General features: G+C 60.4%; 20 protein-coding genes. 16 read left to right on the forward strand and 4 right to left on the reverse strand.

Going from position 1 to position 16,931, the window contains the following annotated elements; genetic code table 11:
- Positions 1-81 precede the first annotated feature (81 nt).
- The 5 genes from FUU19_RS21090 to sstT all read left to right on the forward strand — a co-directional run bounded on the left by FUU19_RS21090 (position 82) and on the right by sstT (position 5,072).
- On the forward strand, positions 82-588 hold the full coding sequence (locus tag FUU19_RS21090) for a M48 metallopeptidase family protein (RefSeq protein WP_122016770.1): 507 nt from the start codon (positions 82-84) through the stop codon (positions 586-588).
- A 50-nt stretch (positions 589-638) separates the two neighbouring features.
- Positions 639-1,619, forward strand: a complete 981-nt coding sequence (locus FUU19_RS21095; RefSeq protein WP_230489656.1) for a Gfo/Idh/MocA family protein — start codon at positions 639-641, stop codon at positions 1,617-1,619.
- Between the two features lies 1 nt (position 1,620).
- On the forward strand, positions 1,621-2,352 hold the full coding sequence (locus FUU19_RS21100; protein ID WP_230489657.1) for a glutamine amidotransferase: 732 nt from the start codon (positions 1,621-1,623) through the stop codon (positions 2,350-2,352).
- Positions 2,353-2,604: 252 nt separating this feature from the next.
- Positions 2,605-3,573 carry a TerC family protein gene (locus FUU19_RS21105; RefSeq protein WP_288400076.1) on the forward strand — a complete coding sequence of 323 codons (969 nt, stop codon included), beginning with the start codon at positions 2,605-2,607 and terminating at the stop codon, positions 3,571-3,573.
- 263 nt (positions 3,574-3,836) lie between these two features.
- Entirely contained in the window at positions 3,837-5,072 is a 1,236-nt protein-coding gene (gene sstT / locus FUU19_RS21110) for a serine/threonine transporter SstT (RefSeq protein WP_230489658.1), read from the forward strand.
- A gap of 53 nt (positions 5,073-5,125) precedes the next feature.
- On the opposite strand, the gene FUU19_RS21115 is transcribed toward sstT, so the two are convergent.
- Genes FUU19_RS21115 through FUU19_RS21125 form a run of 3 tightly spaced genes read right to left on the reverse strand, consistent with a single transcriptional unit; the run spans position 5,126 to position 8,273 of the window.
- Positions 5,126-6,613 (reverse strand): UxaA family hydrolase, encoded by a 1,488-nt coding sequence (locus FUU19_RS21115; protein ID WP_202670281.1) that lies wholly within the window; start codon positions 6,611-6,613, stop codon positions 5,126-5,128.
- A gap of 20 nt (positions 6,614-6,633) precedes the next feature.
- Positions 6,634-8,046 (reverse strand): glucuronate isomerase, encoded by a 1,413-nt coding sequence (gene uxaC / locus FUU19_RS21120; RefSeq protein WP_141972434.1) that lies wholly within the window; start codon positions 8,044-8,046, stop codon positions 6,634-6,636.
- A gap of 59 nt (positions 8,047-8,105) precedes the next feature.
- Positions 8,106-8,273, reverse strand: a complete 168-nt coding sequence (locus FUU19_RS21125) for a hypothetical protein (protein WP_185742346.1) — start codon at positions 8,271-8,273, stop codon at positions 8,106-8,108.
- A gap of 77 nt (positions 8,274-8,350) precedes the next feature.
- On the opposite strand from FUU19_RS21125, the gene FUU19_RS21130 reads away from it, so the two are divergent.
- From FUU19_RS21130 to FUU19_RS21180, 11 genes are all read left to right on the forward strand, one after another.
- A complete protein-coding gene (locus FUU19_RS21130; protein WP_141972432.1) occupies positions 8,351-9,649 on the forward strand; it encodes an MFS transporter in 1,299 nt (432 codons plus the stop codon).
- A gap of 118 nt (positions 9,650-9,767) precedes the next feature.
- The gene (gene exuR / locus FUU19_RS21135; RefSeq protein WP_025304350.1) at positions 9,768-10,544 is read left to right on the forward strand and encodes a transcriptional regulator ExuR; all 777 of its coding nucleotides are present in this window, start codon (positions 9,768-9,770) and stop codon (positions 10,542-10,544) included.
- A 186-nt stretch (positions 10,545-10,730) separates the two neighbouring features.
- A complete protein-coding gene (locus tag FUU19_RS21140; RefSeq protein WP_060424701.1) occupies positions 10,731-11,177 on the forward strand; it encodes a hypothetical protein in 447 nt (148 codons plus the stop codon).
- Between the two features lie 136 nt (positions 11,178-11,313).
- A complete protein-coding gene (locus FUU19_RS21145; RefSeq protein WP_049198505.1) occupies positions 11,314-11,994 on the forward strand; it encodes a DedA family protein in 681 nt (226 codons plus the stop codon).
- Positions 11,991-12,365 carry an EnvZ/OmpR regulon moderator MzrA gene (mzrA, locus tag FUU19_RS21150; protein ID WP_004937130.1) on the forward strand — a complete coding sequence of 125 codons (375 nt, stop codon included), beginning with the start codon at positions 11,991-11,993 and terminating at the stop codon, positions 12,363-12,365. The genes FUU19_RS21145 and mzrA overlap by 4 nt, the downstream gene beginning before the upstream one ends.
- A gap of 241 nt (positions 12,366-12,606) precedes the next feature.
- Positions 12,607-12,978 carry a DUF1090 domain-containing protein gene (locus FUU19_RS21155; RefSeq protein WP_033636105.1) on the forward strand — a complete coding sequence of 124 codons (372 nt, stop codon included), beginning with the start codon at positions 12,607-12,609 and terminating at the stop codon, positions 12,976-12,978.
- Positions 12,979-13,142: 164 nt separating this feature from the next.
- Entirely contained in the window at positions 13,143-13,448 is a 306-nt protein-coding gene (locus FUU19_RS21160; RefSeq protein ID WP_004937125.1) for an ElaB/YgaM/YqjD family protein, read from the forward strand.
- A 2-nt stretch (positions 13,449-13,450) separates the two neighbouring features.
- Positions 13,451-13,852: a phage holin family protein gene (locus tag FUU19_RS21165; protein WP_015379160.1), complete on the forward strand. Its 402-nt coding sequence runs from the start codon at positions 13,451-13,453 to the stop codon at positions 13,850-13,852.
- Positions 13,849-14,136: a YqjK-like family protein gene (locus tag FUU19_RS21170; protein ID WP_004937121.1), complete on the forward strand. Its 288-nt coding sequence runs from the start codon at positions 13,849-13,851 to the stop codon at positions 14,134-14,136. Before FUU19_RS21165 ends, FUU19_RS21170 begins: the two co-directional genes overlap by 4 nt.
- 294 nt (positions 14,137-14,430) lie before the next feature.
- A complete protein-coding gene (locus FUU19_RS21175) occupies positions 14,431-14,826 on the forward strand; it encodes a DoxX family protein (RefSeq protein WP_004937119.1) in 396 nt (131 codons plus the stop codon).
- Between the two features lie 70 nt (positions 14,827-14,896).
- A complete protein-coding gene (locus FUU19_RS21180; RefSeq protein WP_141972430.1) occupies positions 14,897-15,883 on the forward strand; it encodes a glutathione S-transferase family protein in 987 nt (328 codons plus the stop codon).
- 51 nt (positions 15,884-15,934) lie between these two features.
- On the opposite strand, the gene FUU19_RS21185 is transcribed toward FUU19_RS21180, so the two are convergent.
- Positions 15,935-16,831 carry a LysR family transcriptional regulator gene (locus tag FUU19_RS21185; protein ID WP_004937113.1) on the reverse strand — a complete coding sequence of 299 codons (897 nt, stop codon included), beginning with the start codon at positions 16,829-16,831 and terminating at the stop codon, positions 15,935-15,937.
- Positions 16,832-16,931: the final 100 nt, after the last annotated feature.

Raw genomic sequence — 16,931 nt, forward strand, 5'->3', positions numbered from 1 at the left:
CGGATAAATTGCGTATGTCAGGATTTGAGCGAAAAAACAGCATAGAATGACCGGCTGAATGGCCGTTGATACGGAACAAGAATGTCTGAATTGACCTACCTGCAAGGCTACCCAACGCATCTGCAAAGCCAGGTGCAACAACTGATCCACCAAAACCGACTGGGAGACGTGCTGCTGCAGCGCTATCCGCAGGTGCACGACTGCACCACCGATAAGTCGCTGTATCAGTTTACCGTCGATCTGAAAAACCAGTATCTGCGCAACGCCCAGCCGCTGAGCAAGGTGGCCTACGACAGCAAGATCCACGTCATGAAGCACGCGCTTGGCCTGCATACCGCCATCTCACGCGTGCAGGGCGGCAAGCTGAAGGCCAAGGCAGAAATCCGCGTGGCGACGGTGTTCAAAGTCGCGCCCGAGCCCTTCCTGCGCATGATCGTGGTGCATGAGCTGGCACACCTGAAAGAGAAAGATCACAACAAAGCGTTCTACAGTCTGTGCTGCCATATGGAGCCGAATTACCACCAATTGGAGTTTGATACCCGGCTGTATCTGACGCACCTTTCGCTGTTCGGCGAGCTGTATGCATAGCGAGTGAGGGCGTGATAATCTGCGGTTTTAAGCCTGGACCGGAGCTCGCCATGATTCGCTTTGCCGTCGTCGGCACCAACTGGATAACGGAACGTTTTATCGATGCCGCCCATGAAAGCGGCAAACTCACGCTGAGCGCCGTGTATTCACGCTCGCTGGAACAGGCGCAGGCGTTTGGCGCCAACTATCAGGTCACGCAGTTTTTCGACTCGCTCGAGGCGATGGCCCAGTCCGACGCCATAGACGCGGTGTATATCGCCAGCCCCAACGCCCTGCACTGCCCGCAATCGCTGCTGTTCCTGCGCCATAAAAAGCACGTGATCTGCGAAAAACCGCTGGCCTCCAACCAACGCGAAGCGGAACAGCTGGTAGCCTGCGCGCGGGAAAACCAGGTGGTGCTGTTCGAGGCGTTCAAAAGCGCCTATCTGCCGAATTTTCTGGCGCTGCAACAGGCATTGCCGAAAATCGGCCGGCTGCGCAAAGCCTTCATCAACTATTGCCAATACTCTTCGCGCTATCCGCGCTACCTGGCCGGCGAGAATCCCAACACCTTTAACCCCCAGTTCTCCAACGGCTCGATCATGGACATCGGCTACTACTGCCTGGCCAGCGCGGTGGCGCTGTTCGGTGCGCCGCAGTCGGTGCTGGCCAGCGCCACGCTGCTCGATACCGGCGTAGACGCCCACGGCACCGTCTGCCTGAACTACGGCGATTTCGACGTCACGCTTTCCCATTCCAAGGTCAGCGACTCGGCGATCCCCAGCGAGATCCAGGGAGAGGAAGGCACGCTGATTATCGACAAGATTTCCGAGTGCCAGGGCGTGGCACTGACGCCGCGCGGCGGCAACCGCCAGGATCTGAGCCAACCGCAGCACATCAACACCATGCTGTATGAAGCACTGGCCTTTGCCAAGCTGATTGAGAAACGTCAGGTGGAACATCCGGGGCTGGAGAATTCGCTGATCGTCGCCCGCCTGCTGACCGACATCCGCCGCCAGACCGGCGTCGTCTTCCCCGCCGACGGAGAATGAGATGAAACCGCTGCTCGTGATGCAAACCGGCGACGCACCGCAGGCCATTCGCCAGGAACTGGCTAACTTTGAAGGTATGTTCCTGCAACAGGGCAACATCGACGCTGAACGCGCGCACATCGTGCATCTGCCCGCCGGCGAGCGGCCGTTGCCGCCGGCCGCCTATTGCGGCGTGGTCATCACCGGCTCGCCAGCGATGGTGACCGAACGGCTGCCGTGGAGCGAGGAAGCCGCCGAATGGCTGCGTCAGGCGATGGCGCTCAAACTGCCGCTGTTCGGTGTCTGCTACGGCCACCAGCTGTTGGCCTACGCACTCGGCGGCGAAGTGGGCTATCACCCGCAGGGTATGGAGGTGGGTACGCTGGAGATCGAACTGCTGCCCGCCGCGGCCGAAGACCGGCGGCTCACCCTGCTGCCGCCGCGCTTCAAAGCCAACCTGATCCATTCGCAGAGCGTACTGACGCCGCCCGCCGGCGCGCAGACGCTGGCGCGTTCGCAGCAGGATGCGCACCAGATCCTGCGCTATGGCGATCATGCCCTGACCACCCAGTTCCACCCGGAATTCAACGGCGCGGTGATGAGCCAGTATCTGCAGTGGCTCGGCGAACTGCATCCCGAGCAGCAGGCCCGCTATCAACAGCAACAACAACAGGTTAGCGACACGCCGTTCAGCCGCCTGCTGCTGCAGGGATTCGTCGTCAGCCTCGGCGCGCAAAAAGCGATGGCCAGCTAACGCGATTCACGTTGACCGCCGACACATTTTGCATTACTTTCTGCTCTGCAAAGGGGAGTAACTTCATTGCCGGTCAATCGTCATTACGATGCGCAAGCATCCGGTTACCGGGCAACCTGATGTCAAAGGTGTAATCACCTTCATCAACGTTGTAAGTGAGACCTTGCCGGAAGGCGAGGTTTGCTTGCAGCGTTCACAGAGCGGCTGGCGTCTTCCGACGTTGGCCGTTTTTGTTTTTGAAGGATACCTCTGATGATGAATTCCGTTGGCACACCGTGGTTATGGGGCAGCTTCGCCGCCGTCATAGTCGTGATGCTCGCAATCGACCTCCTGTTGCAGGGCCGTAAAGGCGCGCACACCATGACCCTGAAGCAGGCCGCCAGCTGGTCGCTGGTGTGGGTCAGCCTCTCTCTGCTGTTCAATTTCGGTTTCTGGTACTACCTGAATGAAACCGCCGGGCGCGCCGTCGCCGATACCCAGGCGCTGGCCTTCCTGACCGGCTACCTGATCGAAAAAGCGCTGGCGGTGGATAACGTGTTCGTTTGGCTGATGCTGTTCAGCTACTTCGCCGTGCCGGCCAACCTGCAGCGGCGGGTATTGATTTACGGCGTGCTGGGCGCGATCGTGCTGCGTACCCTCATGATCTTCGCCGGCAGCTGGCTGGTCAGCCAGTTCCAGTGGCTGCTGTATCTGTTCGGCGCTTTCCTGCTGTTCACCGGTATCAAGATGGCGCTGGCGAAGGAGGATGACTCGGCGATCGGCGACAAGCCGCTGGTGAAATGGCTGCGCAGCCGGCTGCGCATGACCGACAGCCTGGAAGGCGAGCGCTTCTTCGTGCGCCGCAACGGCATCCTGTTCGCCACCCCGCTGGTGCTGGTGCTGATCCTGGTCGAACTGAGTGACGTGATCTTCGCGGTAGACAGCATCCCGGCGATCTTCGCCGTGACCACTGACCCATTCATCGTGCTGACCTCTAACCTGTTCGCCATCATGGGCCTGCGCGCCATGTACTTCCTGCTGGCCAACGTGGCGGAACGTTTCTCGATGCTGAAATACGGCCTGTCGGTGATCCTGGTGTTTATCGGTATCAAGATGCTGATTATCGACGTCTTCCACATCCCGATCGGCCTATCGCTCGGCGTGGTGGCGGGCATCCTGACGCTCACTTTGGTGATCAACGCCTGGGTCAATCATCGCAACGATCGTCTGGCCAAGAAATAACCACAATCTGTTATCCGGGGCGCTAGTCGCCCCGCGATTGTTTGGCAATTCCCCCAAAACGCCAAACGTTATTGCGATCACACAAATGTAAACAGTATGTTATCAAGTGTTGATCCGCGCTCAGAATTTCACCCTCGCCTCTTTCCAACCTCATTCGATTACTGAATACTGATTCGGCAAACACACTTAGTTACAGAATCATATAAAGCTGCCCGGCGTCGTTCCCGCCGCGGCGGCCAGATAACATCAGGAAGAGAAGCACTATGCAAAAACTACTACAAAGGATTACTCAGGGCAGCCTGGTCAAACAAATCATGGTCGGCCTGGTGGCCGGCATTCTGGTGGCGCTGGTTTCGCCGGCGGCCGCAGCGGCCGTCGGCCTGCTCGGCACCCTGTTCGTCGGCGCGCTGAAAGCGGTAGCGCCGCTGCTGGTGCTGATACTGGTGATGGCATCGATCGCCAACCATAAGCAGGGACAGAAAACCAACATTCGCCCCATTCTGTTCCTCTACCTGCTGGGCACCTTCGCCGCGGCGCTGGTGGCGGTCCTCGTCAGCTTTATCTTCCCTTCCACGCTGGCGCTGACCACCGGCGCGACCGACATCACCCCGCCAGGCGGCATCGTGGACGTGATGAAAGGCCTGCTGCTGAGCGTAGTGGCCAACCCGTTCCATGCGCTGATTAACGCCAACTACATTGGCATTCTGGCGTGGGCCGTCGGGCTGGGGCTGGCGCTGCGCCACGCTTCCGACACCACCAAGGGGCTGATCAACGACATGTCCCATGCGGTTACGCTGGTGGTGCGCGCGGTGATCCGCTGTGCGCCGCTCGGCATCTTCGGCCTGGTAGCTTCCACGCTGGCGGAAACCGGCTTCGGCGTGCTGTGGGGCTACGCCCAGTTGCTGATGGTGCTGCTCGGCTGCATGCTGCTGGTGGCGCTGGTGCTCAACCCGCTGATCGTTTACTGGAAAATCCGCCGCAATCCGTATCCGCTGGTGTTCGCCTGCCTGCGCGAGAGCGGCGTGACCGCCTTCTTCACCCGCAGCTCAGCCGCCAACATTCCGGTGAACATGGAGCTGTGCAAGAAGCTGAACCTGAATGAGGACACCTACTCGGTTTCTATCCCGCTGGGCGCCACCATCAACATGGCCGGCGCGGCGATCACCATCACCGTGCTGACGCTGGCGGCGGTGAACACGCTGGGCATCGCGGTGGACGTCCCGACCGCCCTGCTGCTGAGCGTGGTGGCCGCCCTGTGCGCCTGCGGCGCCTCCGGCGTGGCCGGCGGCTCGCTGCTGCTGATTCCGCTGGCGTGCAACATGTTCGGCATTCCGAACGACGTGGCGATGCAGGTGGTAGCCGTCGGCTTTATCATCGGCGTGCTGCAGGATTCGGCGGAAACCGCCCTCAACTCCTCCACCGACGTGCTGTTCACCGCCGCCGCCTGCCAGGCGGAAGACCAACGGTTGGCGAACGAAGACCCGCTGAAGGTGCGTTAATCCCGCCTTGCTTCATAAAAAAGGCGCTCCTTAGAGCGCCTTTTTCGTCAGCCTTACAGCGTCACTCCACTTTTAAAGATCGCCAGCTCGCGGAAGTCGTTGGTTTCATTACGCGCCGGGCGGCCGTTGGCGATCTCGACAATCAGATCGACGAAGCGGCCGAGCAAGGTCTCCATCGCCACGCCGTGGATCAGCCCGCCGGCGTCGAAATCGATCCAGTGCGGCTTCTTCGCCGCCAGCTCGCTGTTGGTGGCCAGCTTCACCGTCGGCACAAAGCCGCCGTACGGCGTACCTCGCCCGGTGCTGAACAGCACCATATGGCAGCCGGCACCGGCCAGCGCGCTGGTCGCCACCGCATCGTTGCCCGGCGCGCTGAGCAGATTCAGCCCCGGCACACGCAGCCGCTCGCCGTATTTCAGCACGTCTACCACCTGGCTTAGCCCCGCTTTTTGGGTGCAGCCGAGCGATTTCTCCTCCAGCGTAGTGATGCCGCCGGCCTTGTTGCCCGGCGACGGATTCTCATAAATTGGCTGTTGATGGGCGATGAAATAGCGTTTGAAATCGTTGATCATATCGACGGTTTTGTCGAAAGTTTCCCCATCGCGGCAGCGGCTCATCAGAATGCGCTCGGCACCGAACATCTCCGGCACTTCGGTCAGCACCGTGGTGCCGCCGTTGGCGATCACGTAATCAGAAAACAGCCCCAGAAGCGGGTTGGCGGTAATGCCCGACAATCCGTCCGAACCGCCGCACTCCAGGCCGAACTTCAGCTCGCTCAGGCGGCCCGGCTCGCGGCGATCGTGGCGCATCTCCCGGTACAGCTCGTGCAGCAGCGCCAACCCGGCCTCCACCTCGTCATCCTGCTGTTGGCACACCATAAAACGCAGCCGCCGCTCGTCCTCTATCTCCAGCGTGGCGCGAAAGGCATCCACCTGATTGTTCTCGCACCCCAGTCCGATCACCAGCACCGCGCCGGCGTTGGGATGACGCGCCATGTTCTGCAGCATGATGCGGGTGTTGGCATGATCCTGCCCCAGCTGCGAGCAGCCGAACGGATGGCTGAACAGATGCACGCCGTCGATCCCCTCCGCCTGCGTTTGCTGCAAAAAGCGCTGCTGGATCTGGCGGGCGATGCCGTTGACGCAGCCGACGGTCGGCACGATCCACAGTTCATTACGGATCCCCACTTCGCCGCCGGCCCGACGGTACAGCTGCACCTCGCGATCCGCCGCCTGCGGCGGCAGCGCCGGGAACTGCGGCTGGTAACGGTAGCTGTCCAGATCGCTCAGGTTGGTTTTGGCGTTTTGCGAATGAATATGCTCTCCAGGCGCAATGGCCGCGAGCGCATGGCCGATCGGCTGGCCGTATTTGATGATGTCCTCACCCTCGGCAATCGGGCCGAGCGCAAACTTGTGCCCGCGCGCCACCGGCTGCGCCAGCGGAACGGATACGCCCGCCAGCTCAACCGTTTCTCCGGCCGCCAGGTCGCGCAGCGCTACCGCCACGTTATCCTGCTCGTGAATCTTTATCGTACTTTGCATAAACCGATCCCAGATAACGGCTACGCCAGGTCAATGGCGAAATAGTCTTTGGCGTTGTCGAAGCAGATGTTTTTCACCATCTCGCCCAGCAGCGCGATATCGGCCGGCGCTTCGCCGTCCGTTACCCAACGACCGATCATCTGGCAAAGAATGCGGCGGAAGTATTCATGACGCGTGTACGACAGGAAACTGCGACTGTCGGTCAGCATGCCGACGAAGCGGCTCAACAGCCCGAGCTGCGCCAGCTGCGTCATTTGGCGCTGCATGCCATCCTTCTGATCGTTGAACCACCAGCCGGAGCCGAACTGCATCTTGCCCGGCGTGCCTTCCCCCTGGAAATTGCCGATCATGGTGCCGATCACTTCGTTATCGCGCGGGTTGAGGCAATAGAGAATGGTTTTCGGCAGGCCGCCCTGCCGCGCCTGGGCATCCAGCAACCGCGACAGCGGCTCCGCCAGCGGCCGATCGTTGATCGAGTCGAAGCCGATATCCGGCCCGACGGCGGCCAGCATGCGGCTGTTGTTATTACGCAGCGCGCCGATGTGATACTGCTGCACCCAGCTGCGGCGCCGGTATTCGCCGGCCAGGAACAGCAGCACCGCGCTTTTGAACTGCGCGCTCTGTTCCGGCGTCGGCAGCTCACCGTTCAGGCGACGCAGCAGGATCGCATCCAGCGTCGCTTCATCGGCCTCACCGAACACCACCACGTCCAGCGCATGGTCGGCCACCTTGCAGCCGTGGGCGGCGAAGTGATCCATGCGCTTGTACAGGGCGTCGCACAGCGTGCTGAAGCGGCCGATGGCGGTGTCCGCCGCCGCCTCCAGCTGCCGCAGATAGTCGTTGAAGCCGGGCGCATCGATGGCGAAGGCTTTGTCCGGCCGCCAGCTCGGCAGCACCTTGATATCGAAGCTATGATCCTCGGCGATCGCCCGATGGTGGCGCAGATCGTCAATCGGATCGTCGGTGGTGCCGACCATTTTCACGTTCATCTGCCGCATGATGCCGCGCGCACGAAACTCATCCTGCGCCAGCAGCGCATTGCCGCGCTGCCAGATCTCATCCGCCGTGCTCGGCGACAGCAGCGTTCCGGTGATGCCGAACGGCCGGCGCAGCTCCAGATGCGTCCAGTGATAGAGCGGGTTGCCGATGGTGTGCGGCACCGTGGCGGCCCAGGCGTCGAATTTCTCGCGATCGCCCGCATCGCCGGTGCACAGCCGCTCTGCCACGCCGTTGGTGCGCATCGCCCGCCATTTGTAGTGATCGCCCCGCAGCCAGATATCGTACAGGTTGCTGAAGCGGGTATTCTCCGCAATCTGCTGTGGCGGCAAATGGCAGTGGTAGTCGAAAATCGGCTGCTGCGCCGCGTAGTCATGGTACAAACGCCGGGCAAATTCGCTGTCCAGCAGGAAATCTTCGCTCAAAAACGTCGCCATCTCGGGCTCCTTACCTTACTTACTTGCCGTGCGGCACAGGGATCGAATCACAAAAGTTATCACACCAATTTTAGCGAGCGTCCAGCAAATTTTTCCCGCCATCTGCCGTTTTGCTGTCCTTCAATCCCTTTTTCGCTCAGTTTTACGGCAAATTTGCGGCATAAACGCCCTATTTCACCGGCGACAGTATCGCTCAGGCGAATAATTCCTTTTGTGATATCACTCAACTTTTAAACCTGTATGACAGGTTATTGTCTCGCCAGCCGCATCGCCGGCCATACCTTCAAACGGGGAGACATTTCGGATGCGTAAAATTAAAGGGTTACGCTGGTACATGATCGGGCTGGTGACCGTCGGCACCGTGCTGGGTTACCTGACCCGCAACGCCATCGCCGTGGCGGCGCCGACGCTGGAAGATACGCTGCACATCACCACCCAGCAGTATTCCTATATCGTCGCCGCCTATTCCGCCTGCTACACCGTGATGCAGCCGGTGGCGGGCTATGTGTTGGACGTGCTCGGCACCAAGGTCGGTTACGCCATGTTCGCCATTCTTTGGGCGGTGTTCTGTATGGGCACCGCGCTGGCCAACAGTTGGGGCGGACTGGCGCTGGCGCGCGGCGCGGTCGGCATGGCCGAGGCGGCGATGATCCCCGCCGGGCTGAAGGCCAGCAGCGAGTGGTTTCCGGCCAAAGAGCGTTCGATCGCCGTCGGCTATTTCAACGTCGGTTCGTCGATCGGCGGCATGATCGCCCCGCCGCTGGTGGTCTGGGCCATCGTGGCGCACAGCTGGGAGATGGCGTTCATCATCACCGGCGTGCTGAGCCTGATCTGGGCCATCTGCTGGCTGCTGTTCTACAAGCACCCGAAAGATCAGAAGAAACTGAGCCAGGAAGAGCGCCGTTACATCCTCGAAGGCCAGGAAGCGCAGCACCAGACCTCTAACGCCAAAAAGATGTCCGCCTGGCAGATCCTGCGCAACCGCCAGTTCTGGGGCATCGCGCTGCCGCGCTTTCTGGCGGAACCGGCCTGGGGCACCTTCAACGCCTGGATCCCGCTGTTCATGTTCAAGGCCTACGGCTTTAATCTGAAAGAGATCGCCATGTTCGCCTGGATGCCGATGCTGTTCGCCGATCTCGGCTGCATCGTCGGTGGTTATCTGCCACCGCTGTTCCAGAAGTATTTCAAGGTCAATCTGATCGTCTCGCGCAAGCTGGTGGTGACGATGGGCGCGGTGTTGATGATCGGCCCCGGCATGATCGGCCTGTTCACCAGCCCTTACGCGGCTATCGCGCTGCTGTGCGTCGGGGGCTTCGCCCATCAGGCGCTGTCCGGCGCGTTGATCACCCTCTCTTCCGACGTGTTCGGCCGCAATGAGGTGGCAACCGCCAACGGGCTGACCGGCATGGCGGCCTGGACCGCCAGCACGCTGTTCGCCCTGGTGGTCGGCGCCCTGGCGGACACCCTCGGCTTCAGCCCGCTGTTCGCCGCGCTGTCGGTGTTCGACATTCTCGGCGCCATCGTCATCTGGACGGTGTTGCAAAACCGCCCGGCCGCCGAACCGCAACCCGCCGCGCTGCAGCCCACCCCGGCGCGCAGCTGATCCCCCGCCCGGCCGCTGCGCCGGGCCCCTTGCTCCTCTGGCAGCGGTGCCGAATAAGTGGTATAACAAATCCGATGGCCACGCGCCCCTTCCCACCGCACCGTATAGAGCATTCACTATGGAATTCACTGAAACCAGACGCCTGTACCAGCAACTGGCCGCCGAGCTGAAGCAACGCATCGAAAGCGGCCGTTATCCGGTAGGCGACAAACTGCCGGCCGAGCGATACATCGCCGAAGAGATGAATGTCAGCCGCACCGTGGTGCGCGAGGCGATCATCATGCTGGAAGTCGAAGGCTATGTGGACGTGCGCAAGGGATCCGGGATCCACGTGGTGTCCAACCAGCAAAAACACCTGGTGGTGCCGGGCGACAGCATCGAGTTCGCCACCGCCGGCCCGTTTGAGCTGCTGCAGGCGCGCCAACTGATAGAAAGCAACATCGCCGAATTTGCCGCCACCCAGGTGACCAAGCAGGATATCGTGCAACTGATGGAGATCCAGGAGCATGCCCGCAAAGAGGATCGTTTCCGCGACTCGCAGTGGGATCTGAAGTTCCACGTGCAGGTGGCGCTGGCCACCCAGAACACCGCCATGGCCACCATCGTGGAAAAAATGTGGGTGCAGCGGGTCAACAACCCTTACTGGAAGAAACTGCACGAGCATATCGACGAACGTTCGATCGCCAGCTGGTGCGACGATCACGATCAGATCCTCAAGGCGCTGATGCGCAAAGATCCTTACGCCGCCAAACTGGCGATGTGGCAGCACCTGGAAAACACCAAGCAGATGCTGTTCAACGCCACCAGCGACGACTTCGAATACAACGCCGATCGCTACCTGTTCGCCGAGAATCCGGTGGTGCATCTGGATGGCGTGGGCCACGAGCCGAAATAGCCACGGCGGTCAAAAACCGTCGGCTTATGTCAGGTAATGTAAAATCCGCTGAATCGATGCCGGAACCGCCGTTTGCCGTGTACTATTTCACCGTCGGCAACGTAGATTTCCCTGTTGCCAATCGTGCTATTTTGGTAGAGTTAGCCCACTTTTTTACCCATTGCTGCGGGGGCGGGACGCGAATAAATGCGCTGGTTGTTTGCCATGCTGATTGCTGTTTTCTGCTGGACCGGTTCGGTCTCCGGCCAACAGCTATGCGTGGCGTCACCCAAGCCAACCCCCAGTGCGCTGAGCAGCCTGCCGCTGCTGGCGGAGCCGGCGCTTTCCCCCTATGATCATGTGTATCGGGCGCCGGCCGAAGCGCGCCGCAAAGCCCCCGGCAAGCTGCCGCTGCTGCTGCCCAGAGCGCACTCTTTCCCCGGTTCGCTGCTCGCGTCCTCCCTGACGGCACCGGTCTATACCCTGGCCGCAGAGCCGGGCTACCGAATTCGTTTCCCCCGCCAGGACACCCCGGCCCCCAACCGGCTTGCCCAGGTCGACTGGACGCTGGACGCCTCCAGGCAACAGAGCCGGCAGGCCGGCTGGAAAGAAAGCAACATGCAGTACCGTGGCACGCTGACTTACCACCTATGACCGGTGTCGCACCGCTTAGAAACCTTAAAGCAACGCCGTTTCATCGTTATCAGCATTCAGGATCGCCGCGCGCTTTCAGCCCACGCCCGCTCCGCCGCTGAGATAAAAATAAACAATGACGTTTTAGGAACACCGGATGGATATCATTAAAGAACTGATACATGCCTTGTGGCAGCAGGATTTTGAGACGCTGGCGAACCCTTCGTTGGTGTGGACCCTCTACATTCTGCTGTTCATGATCCTGTTTTTGGAAAACGGCCTGCTGCCGGCCGCTTTCCTGCCGGGCGACAGCCTGCTGATCCTGGTTGGCGTGCTGATCGCCAAAGGCACCATGGGCTTCCCGCTGACCATCGTCATCCTGACCGTCGCCGCCAGCCTGGGGTGCTGGGTCAGCTATATACAGGGCCGATGGCTCGGCAATACGCGAACGGTGCAAGGCTGGCTTTCGCACCTGCCGGCCCACTACCATCAGCGCGCTCACAACCTGTTCCACCGCCACGGGCTTTCCGCCCTGCTGGTCGGCCGCTTCCTGGCCTTCGTGCGCACCCTGCTGCCGACCATCGCCGGCCTGTCCGGCCTGAGCAACGCGCGCTTCCAGTTCTTCAACTGGATGAGCGGCCTGCTGTGGGTCTTGATCCTGACGACGCTGGGCTTCGCGCTGGGGAAAACCCCGGTGTTCCGCAAGTATGAAGATCAGCTGATGTTCTGCCTGATGATGTTGCCGCTGGTGTTGCTGGTGGTCGGGCTGGTCGGCTCGCTGATCGTGCTGTGGCGCAAAAAACGCGCCGGCAGCCAGAATCCGGGGAAAGGGGCGTGACAGCAAAGCGCCCGCGCTGGCAATACGTCTTGATGATCGCGCTCGCCCTGCTGGCGTTGGCGACGCTGTTGGTGCCCTGCATGGTGCGCACCGAGAGCGAGCTGCGCATTCGCGCCAGCCAGCAAGGGCTGTCGCTGCCCGACGGTTTTTACGTCTATCAGCGCCTGGATGAGCGCGGCATCCGCATCAAAAGCATTACGCCGGAAGGCGATGGCCTGGTCATCCGTCTGGATTCGCCGGAGCAGCAATTGCTGGCGCGCGAAGCGCTGCAAACCATCCTGCCGCCCGGTTACCACATCGCGTTGAGCGAGTCCCCCGTGCCGTCGCATTGGGTACGCGAATTTGCGCGTTCCCCACTCAATCTGGGATAATCCCCTTCATATGAAGGGGTTTCCTTTCATTGCCATTATCTTCATTTTCATTCGCATCGATTAGCTCAAAAATCAATCAGTCTGCACTAAGTCACGGCTGATTCTTTGGGGGCACGCCGGTTTCATGACTATGCTGAAGGGTAACTTCAGCCGGCGATGAACGCCCTCCTCTCGCGCTGCCGCCTTCGGCAGTCAGGAAAGCGGATGCCTGTTCAGGCATCCCATGAAAAGGAACTGAAAGATGAAATTACGCCATTCACTGTTACTGCTGTTGCCACTCTGTACGCTGCCGGCGCTCGCTTCGGCCGCTGAGGGCGGCTGCGCCGCCAAAGCGCAAGACATCCAGCAGCAAATCGACTACGCCACCCAACACGGCAACACCCACCGCGTGGACGGGCTGAAAAAAGCGCTGAGCGAAGTGCAGACTCACTGTACTGAAGCCGGCCTGCAGGCCGAACGCCAGAAAAATATCGCGGAGAAGCAGCGCAAGGTCGACGAGCGCCGGCAGGAACTGAAAGAAGCACAGCAAACCGGCAAGCTGGACAAGGTCGCCAAGAAGCAGCAAAAGCTGGCGGAAGCGCAGGCTGAGCTGAAACGCGCCCAGGCGGAATAATTTTTTTACACTAGCGGATTTATCGATGAGAGCCCCATCACACGGGATTTCTTAAGCATATGGAATTGATGCCTGGTGTTATCTGCTGGCCATCACCCCTTTGCTCCGGCGAAAAAATCCGCTATGTTAAAAGTCTGTCGAAATAAACGTTAAGGAATAATCACATGGCACATGATTCAAATGCAGAAAATTTACGCGCTGAACTGAAGTCCTTAGCCGATACGCTGGAGGAAGTGCTGAACTCCTCCACCGACAAGCCGAAAGCTGAGCTGGAGAAGCTGCGTTCGAAAGCGGAAGGCGCGCTGAAAGAGACCCGCGCTCGCCTGAGCGACGCCGGTGACAAGTTGGCTTCGCAAACCAAACAGATCGCCGGCCAGGCCGACGACTACGTGCGCGACAACCCGTGGACCGGCATCGGTATCGGCGCGGCGGTCGGCGTTGTGCTGGGCGTGCTGCTCGCGCGTCGCTAATCATGGCTGAACAACCGCAAGTGCGCGCGCAGGGCCCCGCTAAAGGGGTCCTGGATATCGGTCAGCGCATCATCACGATCCTGGTCGGCATGGTGGAAACCCGTGTCCGACTGGCGGTGGTCGAGCTGGAAGAGGAGAAAGCCAATCTCATTCAGCTGCTGATCATGGCCGGTATGACGCTGCTGTTCACCGCCTTCGGTTTGATGAGCCTGCTGATCCTGATCTTCTGGGCCATCGATCCGGTCTACCGGCTGGTGGCGCTGGGTGCCACGACCGGCGTGCTGCTGTTCCTGGCCGTGGTCGGCACCATCTGGACGCTGGTCAAGGCCCGTCGCACCACGCTGCTCGGCGCCACGCGCAAACAGCTGGAACTCGACCGCGCCGAACTGGAGCGCGAGCCATGAGCCGCCGCCGCTATCTGGAATGGAAAAAAGAGAGGCTGATTCGCCAGATCCAGCAGCAACGCCTGGATCTGGCCGAACACAAGTCTCTGTGGCTGGAAAAGACCGAGCGCATCGACCGCGGCTGGCAGACGGTGTTTGGCCTGCGCCGCTATCTGGTGCTCGGTTCCAGCGTCATGGCATTGTACGGCATCCGCCACCCCAGCAAGATGATCCGCTGGTCGCGTCGCGCTTTCGGCGCTTGGAGCGCTATCCGTCTGTTTAAAAAGACCTTCTCCGCCAAGTAAGCCCCACGTTTTTCCTTCAAACATCCTGTTGCTCCGCCCTCGTTTTCCCCCTAAAACAGCGCCGCTTATCCCGAGGGCCGGGCAACCTGCTGACTGGCGGCAATTTATTAGCACGCTAAAGATTCAGATTTTTTGAAAAATTACGACAGTTTTACTTGCTAACAACCTGAGCACTTCCCGCTTAACATTCACTCCATCAATTCGAGACGGAGCGGACAGGGTAAGAAACCCGCTACACCGCCCGTTGATATGACTACCGCCGAACAGGCGCACAAAAACACTTTGGAGTAGATGATGAAAAAATTAGAAGATACAGGTTTGCTGGTTGCTCGTATTCTGATGCCAATCCTGTTTATCGTGGCAGGCTACGGCAAAATGGGTGACGCTTATGCCGGTACCCAACAGTACATGCAATCGATGGGCGTGCCTGGCTTCTTGCTGCCGCTGACCATCCTGCTGGAATTTGGCGGCGGTCTGGCGATCCTGTTCGGTTTCCTGACCCGCACCGTGGCGCTGTTCACTGCCGGTTTCACCATTCTGACCGCGCTGCTGTTCCACACTGACTTTGCGGAAGGCGTAAACCAGCTGATGTTCATGAAAAACCTGACCATCGCCGGCGGCTTCATCGTGTTGGCGGTCGCAGGCCCAGGCGGCTTCAGCATCGACCGTCTTCTGAACAAGAAATGGTAATCTAAACTGTCATTCAGGGCCCGGCATGCCGGGCCCTGTCGCTTTTCACTCGGACACCAAGGAGATTCCCATGGGACAACTCGTCGATGGCGTTTGGCAAGACATCTGGTATGACACGAAATCTACCGGCGGCCGTTTCAAACGTTCAACCGCTCAGTTTCGCAATTGGGTGACCGCCGACGGTCAGCCGGGCGAACACGGCGCGGGCGGCTTCCAGGCCGAAGCGGGCCGTTATCACCTGTACGTTTCCCTCGCCTGCCCCTGGGCGCACCGCACGCTGCTGATGCGCAAACTGAAAGGGCTGGAGCAGATCATTCCGGTCTCGGTGGTGCACCCGCTGATGCTGGAAAACGGCTGGACCTTCGGCCAGGATTTTCCTGAAACCACCGGCGATCCGCTGTATCACGCCGACTTCCTGTACCAAATCTACCTGCGGGCCGATCCGCACTACAGCGGGCGCGTGACCGTGCCGGTACTGTGGGATAAACAGCGGCAAACCATCGTCAGCAACGAATCCGCCGATATCATTCGCATGTTCAACAGCGCGTTTGACGGCGTGGGCGCTCGGGCGGGGGACTACTACCCGACCGCGCTGCGCGGCAAGATCGATGAGCTGAACGGTTGGATTTACGATCAGGTGAACAACGGCGTGTACAAGGCCGGTTTCGCCACCAGCCAGGAAGCCTATGACGAAGCGGTCAACGGGGTCTTCAACGCGCTGGAGCGCCTGGAGCAGATCCTGGGGCAGCATCGCTACCTGACCGGCGATCGGCTGACCGAAGCCGACCTGCGTCTGTGGACCACGCTGGTGCGTTTCGATCCGGTGTACGTCACCCACTTCAAGTGCGACAAACACCGCATCAGCGACTATCTGAACCTGTACGGTTTCCTGCGCGACATCTACCAGATGCCGGGCATCGCCGAAACGGTCAGCCTGCCGCACATTCGCAACCACTACTACCGCAGCCACGCCACCATCAACCCGCACGGCATCATTTCCATCGGGCCGGCGCAGGATCTGGACGAGCCGCACGGCCGCGACCAGCGCTTCGGCTAAGGCAAAAAAAATCCCCTTGCCGCCCGGCAAGGGGATGTCATCCCACCAACGTTAACGCTGTGCGAACAGGCGCGGAATTTCGCGCAGGAACCAGGCTTTCGCCTCCCCCATGCTGTCGCGCCGCCAGGCCATGATGATATCGGCTTCGCGGCTGTATTCCGGCCCCACCACGCGCAGCCGCCCGGCTTCGATATCTTTCTCCACCATCGGGTACGGCATGGTCGCCACCCCCAACCCGGCCAGCAGCGCCAGACGTTTGTCTTCAATGGTGCTCACCGTCAGACGCTGCTGCTTATCCAGCAGCTGTACGGTCAACACCGGGCGCTCGCGGGCGGTATCCGCCACCGCGATGCCGCGGTACTTCACGCGGGTCACCTCGGATAATGGCTCCGGCTCCTGGTGGATCGGGTGATCCGGCGCGGCAACGTAGACACTCATCACCTTGTACAGTTTGCGGGTGTTGATCTCCGACGACGCGCGAAAATGCATGTCCGGCGCGATCACGATGTCGGCGCGCCCCTGCTCCAGCCGTTCCCAGGCGCCCGCCAGCACCTCGGTGAAAATCGACACCTGGGTGTTGGCCTTCAGCGCCAGTTTGTCCACCAGCGGGAACAGCAGGCTCGGCGGCGACAGCGCTTCGCTGACGATAGTCAGGTGAGTTTCCCAACCGCGCGCCAACGCCTCGGCGTCGGTGGTCAGCTTGTCGGCCGCCTCCAGCAACACCCGCCCGCGCTCCAGCAACATGCGCCCCACATTGGTGAACTTGGTGCGGTGGCCCGAACGGTCGAACAGCACCACGTCCAATTCTTCTTCCAATTTTTGCATGGTGTAGCTGAGCGCCGACGGCACCCGGCCCAATTCGTCGGCGGCCGCGGCGAAGCTGCCGCGCCGGTCGATCGCGTCCATCACTCTCAGCGCTTCAAGCGTGAGCGCCCGATCTCTGGCCATCACATCCCTCTGTCAGGAAATTTGAATATGCCGACCAGATTAACTGGCTAACAATCCGACGTCCAGATGCTTACCATTTGGATAATGAATTTAGAGAGCC

This window comes from Serratia montpellierensis, from assembly GCF_020858655.1.
Lineage (GTDB): Bacteria > Pseudomonadota > Gammaproteobacteria > Enterobacterales > Enterobacteriaceae > Serratia > Serratia montpellierensis.

Excerpts from the sequence above, each read along its gene's own strand:
- FUU19_RS21130 (WP_141972432.1), top strand. The coding sequence starts at position 8,351 with ATGCGTAAAATTAAAGGGTTACGCTGGTACATGATCGGGCTGGTGACC.
- FUU19_RS21180 (WP_141972430.1), top strand. The coding sequence starts at position 14,897 with ATGGGACAACTCGTCGATGGCGTTTGGCAAGACATCTGGTATGACACG.
- FUU19_RS21105 (WP_288400076.1), top strand. The coding sequence starts at position 2,605 with ATGATGAATTCCGTTGGCACACCGTGGTTATGGGGCAGCTTCGCCGCC.
- FUU19_RS21170 (WP_004937121.1), top strand. The coding sequence starts at position 13,849 with ATGAGCCGCCGCCGCTATCTGGAATGGAAAAAAGAGAGGCTGATTCGC.
- exuR (WP_025304350.1), top strand. The coding sequence starts at position 9,768 with ATGGAATTCACTGAAACCAGACGCCTGTACCAGCAACTGGCCGCCGAG.
- FUU19_RS21155 (WP_033636105.1), top strand. The coding sequence starts at position 12,607 with ATGAAATTACGCCATTCACTGTTACTGCTGTTGCCACTCTGTACGCTG.
- FUU19_RS21115 (WP_202670281.1), bottom strand. The coding sequence starts at position 6,613 with ATGCAAAGTACGATAAAGATTCACGAGCAGGATAACGTGGCGGTAGCG.
- FUU19_RS21160 (WP_004937125.1), top strand. The coding sequence starts at position 13,143 with ATGGCACATGATTCAAATGCAGAAAATTTACGCGCTGAACTGAAGTCC.
- FUU19_RS21100 (WP_230489657.1), top strand. The coding sequence starts at position 1,621 with ATGAAACCGCTGCTCGTGATGCAAACCGGCGACGCACCGCAGGCCATT.
- FUU19_RS21185 (WP_004937113.1), bottom strand. The coding sequence starts at position 16,831 with ATGGCCAGAGATCGGGCGCTCACGCTTGAAGCGCTGAGAGTGATGGAC.
- FUU19_RS21165 (WP_015379160.1), top strand. The coding sequence starts at position 13,451 with ATGGCTGAACAACCGCAAGTGCGCGCGCAGGGCCCCGCTAAAGGGGTC.
- sstT (WP_230489658.1), top strand. The coding sequence starts at position 3,837 with ATGCAAAAACTACTACAAAGGATTACTCAGGGCAGCCTGGTCAAACAA.
- FUU19_RS21095 (WP_230489656.1), top strand. The coding sequence starts at position 639 with ATGATTCGCTTTGCCGTCGTCGGCACCAACTGGATAACGGAACGTTTT.
- FUU19_RS21145 (WP_049198505.1), top strand. The coding sequence starts at position 11,314 with ATGGATATCATTAAAGAACTGATACATGCCTTGTGGCAGCAGGATTTT.
- FUU19_RS21175 (WP_004937119.1), top strand. The coding sequence starts at position 14,431 with ATGAAAAAATTAGAAGATACAGGTTTGCTGGTTGCTCGTATTCTGATG.
- uxaC (WP_141972434.1), bottom strand. The coding sequence starts at position 8,046 with ATGGCGACGTTTTTGAGCGAAGATTTCCTGCTGGACAGCGAATTTGCC.
- FUU19_RS21140 (WP_060424701.1), top strand. The coding sequence starts at position 10,731 with ATGCGCTGGTTGTTTGCCATGCTGATTGCTGTTTTCTGCTGGACCGGT.
- FUU19_RS21090 (WP_122016770.1), top strand. The coding sequence starts at position 82 with ATGTCTGAATTGACCTACCTGCAAGGCTACCCAACGCATCTGCAAAGC.